This is a genomic window from Luteibacter sp. P1_D3, assembly GCF_056406135.1.
Genome location: NZ_JBFUAT010000059.1, coordinates 1 through 15159, shown reverse-complemented (window position 1 = coordinate 15159; position 15159 = coordinate 1). Strand labels below are relative to the sequence as shown.

Sequence of the window (15159 nt, the reverse complement as noted above, 5' to 3'; positions counted from 1 at the left end):
CCATAAAACACCATCTGGCGCGCCCGACAGGAATCGAACCTGCAACCGTCGGCTTAGAAGGCCGATGCTCTATCCGGTTGAGCTACAGGCGCAGGCACTGTACGTAGAACGCCAACTGGTCGGGGCAGAGGGATTCGAACCCCCGACATCCAGCTCCCAAAGCTGGCGCTCTACCAGACTGAGCTATACCCCGAAACTTAAAGTATCCACCGATGTGTTGGTGAAGCCTTCAAATGTTACGGGTCAAGCACGAGCCCGTCAATCCGCATGAACACACCACACTTTCAACCGCTTTTAAAGATGGTGCGCCCGGAGAGATTCGAACTCCCGACCACCAAGTTCGTAGCCTGGTACTCTATCCAACTGAGCTACGGGCGCACACTTTAAACCTTTGACTCGTTGCCTGCCGCTGTGAAGCGTTGGCGCCGTGTCGAGAAGCGGAATTATTCAGATATCGAGCGTGGGCGTCAACACTTTTCTGAAAGTTTTTTTCTCGAATTGGTAACAAGTGGGGTAATCAGGCGTCTGGGCGTGCTGAGTTGAATTTTCGCGAACACGCTTTTCGCCGATGAATCGGCTCCCACAGTTCCGTTTCGCCGATGAATCGGCTCCTACATTTGCACTTTGCCTAACGAAGAAGGGCGGCCTGGTGGCCGCCCTTCTCTTCTTACAGCTGCGTAGCGGGCTTGCCGACCTTATCCGGGGCCGAGCCAGCGTCACCGCGCGGGGGCGGCGGAGGCGGCGAACCAGGCTTGGTCCAGTCGATCGGCGGACCGGGCTCGCGACCGTTCATGATGTCGTCGATCTGGCGCGCGTCGATCGTTTCGTACTGCAGCAGCGTCTCGGCCATGATGTGCAGCTTGTCGATGTTCGTGGTCAGCAGCTCCTTGCTGCGCGCGTAAGCGCGATCAAGGATGGTGCGCACCACTTCGTCGATCTTACGTGCGGTCTCATTGGAGACGCTCTTGTGCTGCGTGACGGAGCGACCGATGAAGACCTCGTCCTCTTCCTCGCCGTAGGTGACCGGACCGAGTTCGTCGGACAGGCCCCACTTCGTCGCCATGTTGCGCGCCATCTTGGTCGCACGCTCGATATCGTTCGACGCGCCGGTGGTGACCTTGTCGTGACCGAAGATGAGTTCCTCGGCAACACGGCCGCCGTACAGCGAGCAGAGCTGCGATTCGATCGCCACTTTGTTCATGCTGTAACGATCGCCTTCCGGCAGGTACATGGTGACGCCCAGCGCGCGACCGCGCGGGATGATCGTGACCTTGTAGACCGGATCGTGCTCGGGCACCAGGCGACCGATGATCGCGTGGCCTGCCTCGTGATACGCGGTGAGTTTCTTCTCTTCGTCGTTCATGGCCATGGAGCGACGCTCCGAGCCCATGAGGATCTTGTCGCGTGCACGGTCCAGGTGGCTCATGCGCACTTCGCGAGCGTTCTCACGCGCGGCGAACAGGGCCGCCTCGTTGACGAGGTTGGCGAGATCCGCACCCGAGAAGCCCGGTGTGCCACGCGCGATGACCATCGGCTCGACGTCGGCCGCGGTCGGCACCTTGCGCATGTGCACCTTGAGGATCTGGTCGCGGCCCTTGACGTCCGGCAGGCCGACGACGACCTGGCGATCGAAGCGACCCGGACGCAGCAGGGCCGGATCGAGCACGTCGGGGCGGTTCGTGGCAGCGATGACGATGATGCCCTCGGTGCCTTCGAAGCCGTCCATTTCGACCAGCAGCTGGTTCAGGGTCTGCTCGCGCTCGTCGTGACCGCCGCCCATGCCGGCGCCGCGATGGCGACCGACGGCGTCGATCTCGTCGATGAAGATGATGCAGGGAGCGTGCTTCTTGGCCTGCTCGAACATGTCGCGCACGCGGCTCGCGCCGACGCCGACGAACATTTCAACGAAGTCCGAACCGGAAATCGAGAAGAACGGCACCTTGGCTTCGCCGGCGATCGCCTTGGCGAGCAGGGTCTTACCGGTACCCGGCGGACCCACCATCAGCACGCCGCGGGGAATCTTGCCGCCGAGCTTCTGGAATTTGCCCGGATCGCGGAGGAACTCGACGAGTTCGCCGACCTCTTCCTTCGCCTCGTCACAACCGGCGACGTCGGTGAAGTTGACCTTGACCTGGTCCTCGCCTTGCAGCTTGGCGCGCGAGCGGCCGAAGCTCATGGCGCCACGGCCACCGGAACCGGCCTGCATCTGGCGCATGAACCAGATCAGCACGGCGACGAAGATGATGATTGGCAGCCAGTTGAACAGCAGGCCGAGCAGGGAGAAGCCGTTATCGGCTGGCTCCTGGCGCAGCTCGACACCCTTGTCGCGCATCTGCTTGACCAAGTCGCTGCTGGACATGCCAACCACCGGGACGACCGTGCGATAGGCACCGCCATCCTTCAGCTTGCCAGTGATCGTCGGCGGCGCCGTGGAGGTGATCGTGCCGCTGGCGACATTGCCGTTATCGACGTTCTGGGCGAACGTCGTATACGACATGTCCTGCGACGAGCCGCTGTGGGGATTGAATGTCTGGAACACGGTAAGGAGGACCACCGCGATGACCAGCCAGAGCAACAGATTTTTTGCCATCTCATTCATGCGGTGTTCTCGCCAGGTTACCGGGACGCCGACTTGAGGCCGGTCGCCAGTGCATACACCTCCGCCGAACGTGCGCGGGAGGCTTTCGGTTTACGCATCGTCACGCGACTGAAGTCAGCACGCAAGTTCTTAAGGTAATCGTCGAACCCTACGCCCTGGAACAGTTTTACCAGGAACGACCCGCCTGGCTTGAGCCAGTCGAGGCTGAACTGGCGAGCCAGGTCACAAAGGTCCATCGCACGGATCTGATCGGCCAGTGCCACACCTGACATATTGGGGGCCATGTCCGAGAGGACAAGATCGACCTTCTGGCCGCCGAGCATGGCTTCCAGCTCACGGAGGACGGCTTCTTCGCGGAAATCGCCCTGCATGAACTCCACCCCGGCCAGGCTGGCCATGGGCAGGATGTCCATGGCGATCACCTTGCCGGTGTCGCCCAGACGGCGACGGGCCAGCTGGGACCAGCCGCCCGGGGCGGCGCCGAGGTCGACGATGGTCATGCCCGGCTTGATAAGGCGATCGCGCTCGATCAGCTCTTCGAGCTTGTAGATGGCGCGCGAGCGCGCACCTTCCGCCTGAGCCCTTTTGACGTAGGGATCGTCGAAGTGCTCTTTCAGCCACTGGGAGCTGGTCTTGCTGCGTGCCATGGCTTTAGACCGGAGTCTTAATAAGGAGCGGGCCTTGCATGATACCCTTTGACGCCTGTCAGCCGCACATCGAACCTGAACGCAATGTCGCTTTCCCCTACACAGTCCCGCTATCTCCGCAGCATGGCCCACGATCTCAAGCCGGTCGTCCTGCTGGGCAACAAGGGTGCCACCGAGGCCGTGGCCAAGGAGCTCGCCCAGGCCCTGGATATCCATGAGCTGGTCAAGGTCAAGCTCTCCGGAGGCGACAAGGACGAGCGCCAGGCCCAGATCGACTTCCTGACCAGCCAGACCGGCTCCGAAAAGGTCCAGGAAATCGGCCATATCGTCGTCCTGTTCCGCCGGAACGAGCAGGACCCGAAGCTCGCCCTGCCCCGGTAACCCGCCATGGACCTCTCGTTCGAGCACCCTGGCGAGTACCTCTTCGTGCGCCGGGTGGGCGCGAACACGGTCACCATCGTCGATCGCGACTTTCACAAGAGCCTCCTGCTGACCCCTGAAAAGGTCGTCGAGGACTGGCCGGTGACGGACGCGAAGCAGCTCACCCTGTCCGATGTCGCCCTGATCGCCGAGCTCAAGCCGGAGCTGGTCATCATCGGGACCGGGGAGCGCCAGGTCTTTCCGCCCGCCGAAGTCATGGCCGGCTTCCTGCGCCAGGGCATCGGCGTCGAGGCGATGACCAACGGCTCGGCCGCGCGTACCTATAGTCTCCTGGCCGGCGAGGGCCGCAGGGTCCTGGCGGCCTTCATCCTGCCCCAGGGATAACTCTCCGATGCGCATCCTCGTTCTCGGTGCCGGTGGCACCGGCGGTTACTTCGGCGGCCGCCTGAGCCAGGAAGGCGCGGACGTGACCTTCCTGGTCCGACCGGATCGGGCAGCGGCGCTGGATGCGAAGGGACTGGTCATCAAGAGCCCGTTCGGCGACGCCACCCTGACGGTGAAGCACGTCACCGCCGACACGGTCGCCGCGGCGGGCACGTTCGATCTCGTCCTGCTTTCCTGCAAGGCCTACGACCTGCACTCGGCCATCGAGGCGATCGACCCGGCCATCGGCGAGACGACGGCGATCCTGCCGATCCTCAACGGGCTGGCCCATTACCCGGCTCTCGACAAACGCTTCGGTGCGGACCGCATCATCGGCGGCATGTGCGTGATCAGCGCCGCGAAAGGCCCGGCGGGAGAGATCCTGCACTTCGGCAACGGGGCATCGGTGACCTTCGGCGAGCGAGACGGCGCCGGACATGACGGCCGTTGCATCGCCATCGCCGAAGCCTTCACCAAGGCGAACGTCGACCACACACACTCGACCGATATCGAGCGCGATCTGTGGGCCAAATTCTCGTTCCTGTCCACCCTCGCCGGGGCGACCTGCCTGTTCCGCGCCAGCGTCGGCGATATCGTCGCCACGAACGACGGCCGTCTGCTCACCGAGCAGATGTACGAGGAATGCCTGGCCGTGGCGCGCGCAGCCGGTCATGCCGTGCCGGACAACGCCCGCGCCTTTGCCTGGAAAACACTGACGCAGGAAGGCTCACCGCTGACGGCGTCCATGCTGCGCGACCTGGAGTCGGGGCAGCGTATCGAAGCCGATCACATCGTGGGTGACATGCTGCGCCGGGCGCGGGACGCTGGCCTCAAGGCGCCGATGCTGGAGGTGGCCTTTGCGCACCTGCAGGCGTTCGAAGTGCGGAGCAAGCGCGCCAGCTGACCATAGACGTTTCGGTTGGCAGCAGATGCTCTGGTAGGAGCCGATTCATCGGCGAGCTCTTACTTTGGCTTCGATGGGTGCTGAGGCCAGCAACCTTGAAGGAAGCGCTGCTGCGCAGCGCGTTGTGTGCCATTCGCCGATGAATCGGCTCCTACATGTATCTATAAATTCGCCGATGAATCGGCTCCTACCGGGCCGGCAGGTATTGCAGCGGGTCGACGGGGTTGCCGTCGCGGCGGATCTGGAACTGGAGTTCGTCGCGCGTTGCACCACTGGACCCCATTTCAGCCACGGCCTGCCCGGCCTTCACCTTCTCGCCTTCCTTGACCAGTCGTTTGCGGTTGTGGCCGTAGGCGGAGAGGAAGCTGTCGCTGTGCTTGATGATGACCAGCTCGCCGTAGCCGACCAGGCCGTTGCCGCTGTACACGACCACGCCATCGGCCGCCGAGCGCACCGGGTCACCGGACTTGCCGCCGATTTCGATGCCGGGAATGGCGTCGGCGGATGAGAACTTCTTCAACATCGTGCCGTCGGCCGGCCAGCGCCAGGCGATACCGCCGGCGCTACGCGATGCGCCACTGGTAACGATGGGCGTCGCTGCCGGCGGATTCTCCACGGGCGCAGGGACCGCGGCGGGGGCGTTCGGCGCGCTCGGGGGCACCGGAACGGCAACGGGAACGACCGACTCGGCAGGCTTGCCGGCCACGACGACCGGCGTGTTCGTCGTCGTCGCTGGGGCCGGGACAGCGGAGGCTGGAACGGCCGGTGGAGCGACGTCCGCATCCGTCACGCTCTGGAAAGCGGGCTGCGCCGGCTGGGCCGGCGGCGGTGTGCCATGCGGCGCACTACCGGCGGGCGGCGGCGTACCGGCGGGCGGCGGTGTGGCAGCCACGACGACCGGTGCAGCGTGCGACGGTGCCGACTTGGCGTCATGCCCCGGCGGCGCGAGCCGCAGGTCCTGGCCCGGCCAGATGGTGTACGGCGTGGCGATGCCGTTCCAGCTGGCGAGATCACGGAAATCCACTTTGTTGCGGAAGGCGATGCTATAGAGCGTGTCGCCCTTCATGACCCGGTAACTGCCACCGGGCGGCGCCGGAGGTGGCGTCGCCTCATGAGTCGGCGTGTAGCTGCCCGGGCTTCGCGTGACGATGACGGAACTGCGCGTGACATCGCAGCCGGCCAGGACCACGGCAGCCGACAGCACGCCCGCCAGGGCGAGCGGACGGATCATGAGCATCGCGGATTTCCTTTCACGGGCACTCATCGCAACAGGAACCACCACACGGCCAGAAGGACGACTGCAACGATAGCAGCCCAACCTATCCACTCTATGTGTTTACGCAGGATCCGTTCAGCGCGTTCACCGAACAGGCGTACGAGCAAGGCCAGCAGCCAGACCCGCTTGCCACGCCCGATCAGCATGCAAAGCAGGAACGGCAGCAGGGGCACGCCGATGATGCCGGAGGCCCAGGTCACGAACTTCATCGGCACCACGGGCTGCAAGGCGGCCATGGCCAGGGCGACGTAGAGGGCCAGCGCATGCGCGGCCATGTCCTCCCGCAGACTCGCCACGCCCTTCTCGATCGGCGCAAGCAGATGCATCGATTCGAGCAGCGGCTTCAGGGCCTCGTAGGCGTAGTGGCCGAGCATGTAGCCGACCAGCGAACCCGCCAGCGAAAACAGCAAGCTCCAGTTCGCGTAGCGGAACGCCTTGCGTGGCTCGGCCAGCATCATGGGCGCGAGCATCACTTCCGGCATGATCGGGAAGATGAACGCTTCGACGAAGGACAGGCCCGCGAGATAGCGGACCGCGTGACGATGACGCGCCCAGACGATGGCGCGCTCGTAAAGCGAAGCAAACATCCGCATTCAGCGGTTTTCCCTGTTGTGGTGGCGCATCAACCGATGCCGCCGAGCAAGGGCACGAAACTCACCGCACCCAGTTCTTCCCGTAAGACCTCGCCGTTCTCGCCCTTGCGCAGACGCAGCAACACCTGCTGGCTCGGGCTGCCGACCGGCGCCACCAGCACACCACCCGGCTTGAGTTGATCGAGCAACTTCAGCGGCACGCGGTCGCCGGCAGCGGTGAGGATGATGGCGTCGAAAGGCGCGTCCGACTCCCAACCCAGCTTGCCGTCATCGTGCCGCGAGCGGAGGTTCTCGATGCCTAGCTGCCGAAACCGGCGGCGTGCCTGGCGCAGCAGCTCTTCGATCCGTTCGACCGTGTACACCGTGGTCACGATCCCGGCGAGCACCGCGGCCTGGTAACCCGACCCCGTGCCGATTTCGAGCACGCGCTCGGGCACGCCATGCTCGATCAGCGCCTCGGTCATGCGGGCGACGATCCAGGGCTGGGAAATGGTCTGGCCATGGCCGATGGGAAGCGCCGTATTCTCGTAGGCACGCGAATGCAGCGCCTGGTCGATGAAGTGATGTCGCGGCAGTTGCCGGATGACTTCGAGCACCCGCTCGTCGCGGATACCTTCCTCGACCAGCTTGGCGACCAGGCGGTCGCGCGCGCGTTGCGAGGTCATCCCCTCACCGCGCAGGGCCGAAGCAGGCAAGGCATGCAGGTTCACCACGTCAGGCCGCCTCCTCGTTACCCATCGCCGACGACAGCGGAAGCATCCAGCTGCTGACTTTCTCCAGCGCCTGGAAACGGGTGAGATCGGTGTGGATCGGCGTGACCGACACGAAGCCGCGGCTGACCGCGTTGAAATCGGTACCCGGACCGGCATCGTCGATGTCGCCCGGCGGACCGATCCACCACATGGTGCGGCCGCGCGGATCTTCCGTCCGGATGGCGGGCGCCGCGCGATGACGCTTGCCCAGCCGGGTGACCTCGAAGCCGCGGATCTCTTCCCAGGGAAGATCGGGCACGTTGACGTTGAGGATGGTGTCCGCCGGCAGCGGATCCACGATCAACCGACGCATGATCATGAGCACTGCGGTGGCGGCAGCATCGAAATGGCGGCCGGAGCCCTCTTTCGTCACCAGGGAAACGGCGATCGCGGGAAGGCCGAGGAAGCGCCCTTCCATGGCCGCCGAGACGGTGCCCGAGTAGATGACGTCGTCACCCAGGTTGGCGACGTTGTTGATGCCCGACACAACGATGTCGGTCTCGTGATCGAGCATGCCGGCCAGGGCCAGATGGACACAGTCCGTCGGCGTGCCCGACACGCGATAGAACCCGTTCTCCATGCGATGCGCACGGATGGGGGCATCGAGGGTGAGCGAATTGCTCGCACCGGAGCGATCGCGGTCGGGAGCGACGACGGTCACCGTGCCGAACTCGGCCAGACGCCCGGCGAGGATCCGGATGCCCGGAGCCTCTACGCCGTCGTCGTTGCTAACCAGAACTTGCATGCTGATCCAGATCGAAAATCGGGTGTGGCGGCCCTATATCGACAAGGCCGCCCGACCGGTCCAAGTCTACCGGACCGGGCAGCGGGATTCACGAAACGCAGCTAGGATGAGGGCAATGAAGCGCCGCACGCCTCCCTTGCACGACGATGACAGCCGCCTCTTTCGCGAGGCGATTGGCGACGTGCGGCCCATGGCGCCGGTCGAGTCGCTACCCGAGCGCCCGCGCCCCGAGCCGTATCCCCACATGCGCGATGCCGACGAGGCCGCCGTGCCGGCGGAATCGCTCCTGTTCGACTACGACCCGGCCGATCTCGAGGTGGGCGAGGAACTGTCCTACCTGCGCGACGGCTACCCACCGAAGCTGCTGAAACAACTCAAGCGCGGCCAGTTCAGCATCCAGGCGGACGTGGACCTGCACCAGATGAACGCCGCCGCGGCACAGATGACGATTGCCGAGTTCCTCGCCGAGTGCCGCCACGACGGCATTCGCTGCGTGCGGATCATCCATGGCAAGGGATTGCGGTCGAAGGCGGCCGGACCGGTGCTGAAGGGTCTGACCGATCGGCTGCTGCGGCGACGGGACGACGTGGTGRCCTTCGCCTCGGCCCGCCCGATGCAAGGCGGCACCGGCGCCGTCGTTGTCCTGCTCAAAGGCTAATAGCTACCGGTAGGAGCCGATTCATCGGCGATCCCGCGGCAGCGGGCAAGGCTGCCGCGAGCAACCGATCGCCGATGAATCGGCTCCTACCTAAAGCGCTACAGGGTGGCGGCGACTTCGCGTAGCACCGTTGTCGCATACGCCCCGGCTGGCAGGCCGAACGAAACCTCGAGCGCCCCGTCCTCCAGCCAGCGCCAGGCAAGATCGCGCGGCAGCATCCGCAGCGCCCGGCGCTCCTGATCCATGCGCGCGCCAGCCAAGCCCGTCGCCAGATCTTCGTCGCGTGCCGCGACGGCGCGTTCCAGCTCGCCGACTGCATCGGCGGACGGCGGTTCGCCGTCACCCCACAACGGGCCCGATGGATGGATATCGAAACGCGCGAGGCGCTCGGCCAACACATCGTTGAACGCCTCGGGGCCGAACCAGGAGCGCGAGCCTTCCAGCGACCAGATCTCGCCATCCATCGGCGTATCCCACTGCCCTGCCCCGACGCGCTCCGCCAGCACGCCGTTGAAAATGTGCGAGCGTGCCGCCGAAAGCAGGATCGAGCGCTTGTCACGATCGACGCGGCGGCCACCGAACATCTGCTTCGCCTGCGCCACGTTGTTGCCGCCGAGACCGAATCGTTGCTCGCCGAAATAATTCGGCACGCCGCGCTTGGCGATGGCGGCAAGGCGCTCGTCAGCGGCGGCGCGATCGCCTTCGATCTCCCGCAGCACCAGCACGAAGCGATTTCCGCGCAGCGCGCCACGCTTGATCTTGCGCGAATGGCGGGCGGCGGAAATCACCTTGATCTCGTCGGACACCAGCGCCGACCAGTCCGGATCGGCCTTGCCTGGAAGATGCACGGTGAACACCTGGCGGGTCACCGCGTGACGGTCTTTCATGCCGGCGTAGCCGACATTCATCGGCTGGATACCGGCGAACTTGGCCAGTTCGCGCGCGGCCCAATCCGTGTTCGTGCCGCGCTTCTCCACCAGGAGAAACGCATGCTCGCCGGTGCCATCGGCTTCATAGCCAAGGATCTCCTCAACGAAGAAATCCTCGGGCGCGGAGCGCAGGCGGCCGCGCAGCGGCGGGGCGCCGAAGGCGAAGGGAAGTTCGTTATCTGTCATGTGTCGCAGCCTTCTAGAGCAGGAAAATCGTCGCCAGCCCCAGGAAAATGAAGAAACCGCCGCTATCGGTCACGGCGGTGATGAGCACGCTGGAGCCCAGCGCGGGATCGCGGCCTAGCTTGACCATCAGCATGGGAATGCCGACGCCCATGAAGGCGGCGAGCAGGAGATTCAGTGTCATGGCGGCCGTCATGACCAGGCCAAGCGCCGGATTACCGTAGAGCAGCCATGCGGCGATGCCGATGGCACCGCCCCAGACCACACCGTTGAACAGGGAAACACCCAGTTCCTTGCGCCACAGGCGGCGCACCTGCGAGGTACCCACCTGCTCCAGCGCCATGGCGCGAACGATCATGGTGATGGTCTGGTTACCCGAATTGCCGCCGATGCCGGCGACGATGGGCATCAAGGCGGCGAGCGCCACCAGTTTCTCGATGGAATGCTCGAACAGGCCGATCACGCGCGACGCCACGAAGGCGGTGACGAGATTGATCGCCAGCCATGCCCAGCGATTGCGCACGGACTTCCAGACGGAGGCGAAGATATCTTCCTCCTCGCGCAGGCCGCCACGCGACAGCGCCTCGGTCTCGCTCTCTTCGCGAATGAAGTCGAGCATCGCGTCGACGGCGATGCGGCCAATCAGGCGCATGCCGGCATCGACGACCGGCGCAGTCACCAGGTCGTAGCGCTCGAAAGCCTGCGCTACATCGTAGGCATCGTCTTCGGGGCGGAACGTGTTCACGTCCGGCGCCATGATCTCGCGGACCATCTTGTCCGGCGAATTCACCAGCAACCAATGCAACGGCAACACACCGGTCAGCACGCTGTCGGCGTTGACCACGAAGAGCTTGTCGGTCTGCGCAGGCAGTTCGTCGAACCGCCGAAGATAGCGAAGCACCACTTCGAGGCTGATGTCCTCGCGGATGGTGACCATGTCGAAGTCCATCAACGCGCCGACCTGGTCGTCCTCGTAGGACATGGCGGCCTGCACGCGCTCGCGATCCTGCGCATCGAGGCTGGCCATGAGTTCGGGCAGCACTTCGGTCGGCAGGTCGTCGACCAGGTCGGCGAGTTCATCCGCGTCGAGCGGTTCGACGGCAGCGAGGATCTCGCGATCGTCCATGTCCGCGATAAGCGATTCGCGCACCGAGTCGGAGACTTCGAGCAGGATGTCGCCGTCACGGTCGCTGCGAATCAGCTGCCAGACCGCGAGTCGGTCTTCGAGCGGCAGGGATTCGAAGACGTCGGCAAGATCAGCCGGATGGAGGCCGTCGAGCAGGGTCTGCAGTTCCGCATCGGCCGCACCCAGGGGCGAGTCATCCCGATCCGGCGCCGCGCCGGCGAAGGCAAGCAAGCCTTCACGACGGCGCAGGAGATCGGTAATCGCCTCCAGCCGGTCGTGCAGACGCGGCGTGGCGGCTCGTGACTCGCTCTCGCTCATGATCGCTGGACCAGCACCGTCGCCAGGGCGGCAATGCCCTCGCGGCGACCGGTGAACCCGAGGGTTTCCGTCGTGGTCGCCTTGATGCTGATGCAGTCGATGTCGACACCGAGATCGGCGGCGATCACTTCGCGCATCGCTTGCGCATGCGGACCGACCTTCGGCGCCTCGCAGATCACCGTGATATCGGCGTTGCCGAGAGCATAGCCCCGCTCGGCAAGCATGCCCCCGACGGCGCGCACGAAGCTGCGACTGTCCGCACCGCGCCACTTCTCGTCCGACGGCGGAAAATGCCTGCCGATATCGCCCAGCGCCAATGCGCCGAGCAAGGCGTCGCACAAGGCGTGCAGCACGACATCGCCATCCGAATGCGCAAGCACGCCCTGCGCATGCGCGACGCGCACACCGCCGAGCATCACGTGATCGCCTTCACCGAAGGCGTGGACATCGAATCCCTGTCCGATACGCATTAACGTGTTCTCCCGAGCAGGAACTCCGCCAGCGCGAAATCCGCCGGCGTGGTCACCTTGATGTTGTCTTCTGAACCCTCGACCAGCAACGGCATCACGCCCGTGCGCTCCATCGCCATGGCCTCGTCGCTGACGACGATACCGTCCGCGGCGGCAAGGGCGAGTGCACGCGCCAGCGCGCCCCGGCGGAACATCTGCGGGGTGAAGGCCCGCCAACGACCCTCGCGCGGTTCGGTGGCGGTGCTGTGACAGTCCGCGTCCGCCCGCTTGAGGGTGTCGCGCAGGGGGGCCCCGAGCAGGCCGCCCTCGCCCGTGCCCGCCAGATCGATCAGGCGGGTGATGTCGTCGGCGCGAACACAAGGCCGCGCGGCATCGTGGACCAGCACGAAATGCTCCGGTGCCACGGAAGCCGGCAAGGCGAGTACGCCGGCCAGGACGGAATCGCTACGCTCACCACCGCCGATCGCGGCGATGAGGGGTTTGCCGCCGATCGACTCGACGGCAGAAAAATGGGGGTCGTCCGCCGCAATGACGACGACCAGCCCGGCAATGCGCGGATGCGCCGCCAGGCGTTCCAGCGTGTGATCGAGTAAAGGCCGACCGGCCAGGGACTGGTACTGCTTCGGCCGATCGCCACCCGCCCGGACGCCTCTGCCGGCGGCCGGAACCACGCACCACAGGGCATCCATCACTGGGTGCCGGGACCGACGGGCGGCGGGGGCGGCGGCGCACTGGTCGCTGCCCCCGGCTCGACGATCTGGTAGAAGGTCTCGTTTGGCTTGATCAGGCCCAGCTCCTGGCGCGCGCGCGCTTCAGTGGCCTGCTCGCCGTGCTTGAGATCTTCCACGTCCGCGGCAAGTGCCTGGTTGCGTTTGAGCAGCGCGGCGTTTTCCTCGGTCTGTTTCTGCACCGACGCGCGCAGCGAATCGACCTCGGCCATGCCCCCACCGCCGACCCACAGCTTCAGCTGCAGCGCGATGAGGACGATGACGAGGATCAGGCCGATCCAGCGCAGAAGTGCCGCGTTGCTCAAGGCACGACTCAGCCGGGCAGCTTGGACAGGCTCGGGAACGCATCCCGGCCGGCATAGCGTGCCTTCGCGCCGAGGGCTTCCTCGATACGCAGCAGCTGGTTGTACTTGGCCACGCGATCGGTGCGGCACAGCGAACCGGTCTTGATCTGGGTCGCGGTGGTCGCCACGGCGATGTCCGAGATCGTGGTGTCTTCGGTCTCGCCGGAACGGTGCGACACGATCGCTGCGTACTTCGCGCGGTGTGCCATGGCGATCGCTTCGAGCGTCTCGGACAGCGTGCCGATCTGGTTGACCTTGATCAGGATGGCGTTGGCGATCTTCTTGTCGATGCCTTCCTGGAAGATCTTCGGGTTGGTGACGAAGAGATCGTCGCCGACCAGCTGGATGCCTTCGCCGATGGCCTTGGTCAGGTGGGCCCAACCAGTCCAGTCGCCTTCGGCCATGCCGTCTTCGATGGTGACGATGGGGTACTGCTTCGACCACGAGGCCAGCGTGTCGACCCACTGCTCCGGCGTGAACACCTTGCCTTCGCCTTCGAGGTCGTACTTGCCGTCCTTGAAGAACTCCGAGCTGGCCACGTCGAGGCCGAGCAGGATGTCGCTACCGACCTTGTAACCGGCCTTGTTGACGGCTTCGAGAATCGTATCGAGTGCTTCGACGTTGGACTTGAGGTTCGGCGCGAAACCGCCTTCATCGCCCACCGAGGTGTTCAGGCCGCGACCCTTCAGCACCGACTTCAGCGCGTGGAAGATCTCCGCACCGTAGCGCAGCGCTTCGGCGAAGTTAGGCGCGCCGACCGGCAGCACCATGAACTCCTGCACGTCGACGTTGTTGTCCGCGTGCGCACCGCCGTTGATGATGTTCATCATCGGCACCGGCAGCGTGCCGCCGCCGTCGACCATCAGGTACTGCCACAGGGCCTGCTTCTTCGACGCGGCCACGGCGTGCGCCGCCGCCATGGAAACACCGAGCAGCGCGTTGGCGCCCAGGTTGCCCTTGTTGTCGGTGCCGTCCAGGGCGATGAGCTTCGCATCGAGGCCCTTCTGGTCGGCGGCGTCGAACCCGGCGAGCGCCTTGGCGATCGTGGTGTTGACGTTGCCGACGGCCTTGGTCACGCCCTTGCCGTCGTAGCGCTTCTTGTCGCCATCGCGCAGCTCGACGGCTTCGCGCGTGCCGGTGGAGGCACCGCTCGGCACGGCCGCACGGCCAAAGGAACCGTCGGCCAGGGTGATCTCGGCTTCGAGGGTCGGGTTGCCGCGGGAATCGAGGATTTCGCGGGCGTGGATCTTGGTGATATCGGTGGTCATGCGCTTCCCGTTACGAGTTGGAATGACGAAAGAAAGTACCGAGGAACGCGAGCCCCGCGGTACCGATCAGGATGAAAGCATTGAGTCCCAGCCCGATCGCGCCGAACGTGCGGCGGCGGTCCTGCCTGCGCAGGGCAACGATGCCCAGTACGAGGCCGACGAGGGCAAGGATGCGAAAGGCGCAGAGCACGAGGCCGACGAGGCCGAACACGTCCATGTGCTGCTCGGGATCGCCCGAGGCGACCATCAGCGCGGCGAAGCCGATGCCGGCAAGAACGACGAGCCCGGAGACCAGGGCAATGACGAACGAGGCGATGCCGTGACCCGACTGCGGCAGGCGCGCCGCACGCTGGCGCGGTTCGCCCGCGACATGGATCCCGTTGTCCTCGACCATCCAGCCCGTCTCCCCGGGACCGTTGCGGTCCCGCTATACCGTCAATCATACCGTTCCGGAGGAACGATCAAGCGTGGTTCTTGAATCCGCGACGCTTCACGGCGCCATCGAGCTCCATGAGGGTCTCGAGCAGCTCTTCCATCTGGTCGAGCGGCCAGGCGTTCGGGCCATCGCTGAGGGCCTTGGACGGGTCCGGATGGGTCTCGGCGAACAGGCCGGAGACGCCCACCGCGACCGCGGCACGCGCCAGCACCGGCACGAACTCGCGCTGGCCACCGGAGCTGGTGCCCTGCCCGCCCGGCAACTGCACCGAGTGGGTGGCATCGAAGACGACCGGGCAATTCGTCTCACGCATCACCGCGAGCGAACGCATGTCGGACACCAGGTTGTTGTAGCCGAAGCTGGCACCGCGCTCGCAGAC

17 protein-coding genes, 3 tRNA genes and 1 pseudogene are annotated in these 15159 nt (G+C 65.2%); 4 read left to right on the top strand and 17 right to left on the bottom strand.

Features of this window, described 5'->3' with window-relative positions; genetic code table 11:
* Positions 1-15: 15 nt before the first annotated feature.
* From AC1DYM_RS22060 to rlmE, 5 genes are all read right to left on the bottom strand, one after another.
* Positions 16-92 (bottom strand) — tRNA-Arg (locus tag AC1DYM_RS22060).
* Positions 93-116: 24 nt separating this feature from the next.
* Positions 117-193, bottom strand: a tRNA-Pro gene (locus AC1DYM_RS22055).
* Between the two features lie 108 nt (positions 194-301).
* Positions 302-378, bottom strand: a tRNA-Arg gene (locus AC1DYM_RS22050).
* A 289-nt stretch (positions 379-667) separates the two neighbouring features.
* Positions 668-2599, bottom strand: a complete 1932-nt coding sequence (ftsH, locus tag AC1DYM_RS22045) for an ATP-dependent zinc metalloprotease FtsH (RefSeq protein ID WP_477342036.1) — start codon at positions 2597-2599, stop codon at positions 668-670.
* Positions 2600-2616: 17 nt separating this feature from the next.
* On the bottom strand, positions 2617-3246 hold the full coding sequence (rlmE, locus tag AC1DYM_RS22040) for a 23S rRNA (uridine(2552)-2'-O)-methyltransferase RlmE (protein WP_477342034.1): 630 nt from the start codon (positions 3244-3246) through the stop codon (positions 2617-2619).
* Between the two features lie 84 nt (positions 3247-3330).
* On the opposite strand from rlmE, the gene yhbY reads away from it, so the two are divergent.
* From yhbY to panE, 3 genes are read left to right on the top strand one after another with little or no spacing between them, the layout of a single operon-like run.
* Positions 3331-3627: a ribosome assembly RNA-binding protein YhbY gene (gene yhbY / locus AC1DYM_RS22035; protein WP_046968793.1), complete on the top strand. Its 297-nt coding sequence runs from the start codon at positions 3331-3333 to the stop codon at positions 3625-3627.
* A 6-nt stretch (positions 3628-3633) separates the two neighbouring features.
* Positions 3634-4011, top strand: a complete 378-nt coding sequence (locus AC1DYM_RS22030) for an Mth938-like domain-containing protein (protein WP_046968794.1) — start codon at positions 3634-3636, stop codon at positions 4009-4011.
* A gap of 7 nt (positions 4012-4018) precedes the next feature.
* Positions 4019-4954, top strand: a complete 936-nt coding sequence (gene panE, locus AC1DYM_RS22025) for a 2-dehydropantoate 2-reductase (protein WP_477342032.1) — start codon at positions 4019-4021, stop codon at positions 4952-4954.
* A 187-nt stretch (positions 4955-5141) separates the two neighbouring features.
* Here panE and AC1DYM_RS22020 read toward each other — a convergent pair whose 3' ends face one another.
* Genes AC1DYM_RS22020 through surE form a run of 4 tightly spaced genes read right to left on the bottom strand, consistent with a single transcriptional unit; the run spans position 5142 to position 8320 of the window.
* Positions 5142-6191 (bottom strand): peptidoglycan DD-metalloendopeptidase family protein, encoded by a 1050-nt coding sequence (locus AC1DYM_RS22020; protein WP_477342030.1) that lies wholly within the window; start codon positions 6189-6191, stop codon positions 5142-5144.
* Positions 6192-6214: 23 nt separating this feature from the next.
* Positions 6215-6823 (bottom strand): YqaA family protein, encoded by a 609-nt coding sequence (locus tag AC1DYM_RS22015; RefSeq protein ID WP_477342028.1) that lies wholly within the window; start codon positions 6821-6823, stop codon positions 6215-6217.
* A 29-nt stretch (positions 6824-6852) separates the two neighbouring features.
* A complete protein-coding gene (locus AC1DYM_RS22010; protein WP_046967403.1) occupies positions 6853-7488 on the bottom strand; it encodes a protein-L-isoaspartate(D-aspartate) O-methyltransferase in 636 nt (211 codons plus the stop codon).
* A gap of 49 nt (positions 7489-7537) precedes the next feature.
* Complete coding sequence (gene surE / locus AC1DYM_RS22005) at positions 7538-8320, bottom strand: 5'/3'-nucleotidase SurE (protein WP_477342027.1); 783 nt, start codon at positions 8318-8320, stop codon at positions 7538-7540.
* 115 nt (positions 8321-8435) lie between these two features.
* Between surE and AC1DYM_RS22000 the strand changes: the two genes are divergently transcribed.
* Positions 8436-8978: a Smr/MutS family protein gene (locus tag AC1DYM_RS22000; protein WP_477342025.1), complete on the top strand. Its 543-nt coding sequence runs from the start codon at positions 8436-8438 to the stop codon at positions 8976-8978.
* Positions 8979-9076: 98 nt separating this feature from the next.
* On the opposite strand, the gene truD is transcribed toward AC1DYM_RS22000, so the two are convergent.
* The 8 genes and pseudogenes from truD to AC1DYM_RS21960 form a co-directional block, all read right to left on the bottom strand.
* Positions 9077-10093 carry a tRNA pseudouridine(13) synthase TruD gene (gene truD, locus AC1DYM_RS21995; RefSeq protein WP_477342023.1) on the bottom strand — a complete coding sequence of 339 codons (1017 nt, stop codon included), beginning with the start codon at positions 10091-10093 and terminating at the stop codon, positions 9077-9079.
* A gap of 13 nt (positions 10094-10106) precedes the next feature.
* On the bottom strand, positions 10107-11534 hold the full coding sequence (gene mgtE, locus AC1DYM_RS21990; protein WP_477342021.1) for a magnesium transporter: 1428 nt from the start codon (positions 11532-11534) through the stop codon (positions 10107-10109).
* Complete coding sequence (ispF, locus tag AC1DYM_RS21985) at positions 11531-12004, bottom strand: 2-C-methyl-D-erythritol 2,4-cyclodiphosphate synthase (RefSeq protein ID WP_477342019.1); 474 nt, start codon at positions 12002-12004, stop codon at positions 11531-11533. Before ispF ends, mgtE begins: the two co-directional genes overlap by 4 nt.
* A complete protein-coding gene (gene ispD, locus AC1DYM_RS21980) occupies positions 12004-12693 on the bottom strand; it encodes a 2-C-methyl-D-erythritol 4-phosphate cytidylyltransferase (protein ID WP_477342017.1) in 690 nt (229 codons plus the stop codon). The genes ispF and ispD overlap by 1 nt, the downstream gene beginning before the upstream one ends.
* On the bottom strand, positions 12693-13037 hold the full coding sequence (gene ftsB / locus AC1DYM_RS21975) for a cell division protein FtsB (RefSeq protein ID WP_046967320.1): 345 nt from the start codon (positions 13035-13037) through the stop codon (positions 12693-12695). The genes ispD and ftsB overlap by 1 nt, the downstream gene beginning before the upstream one ends.
* An 8-nt stretch (positions 13038-13045) precedes the next feature.
* Entirely contained in the window at positions 13046-14344 is a 1299-nt protein-coding gene (gene eno / locus AC1DYM_RS21970; RefSeq protein ID WP_477342014.1) for a phosphopyruvate hydratase, read from the bottom strand.
* Between the two features lie 10 nt (positions 14345-14354).
* A complete protein-coding gene (locus AC1DYM_RS21965) occupies positions 14355-14738 on the bottom strand; it encodes a hypothetical protein (RefSeq protein ID WP_477342012.1) in 384 nt (127 codons plus the stop codon).
* A gap of 67 nt (positions 14739-14805) precedes the next feature.
* Positions 14806-15159: pseudogene (locus AC1DYM_RS21960) on the bottom strand (3-deoxy-8-phosphooctulonate synthase); the annotation flags it as partial.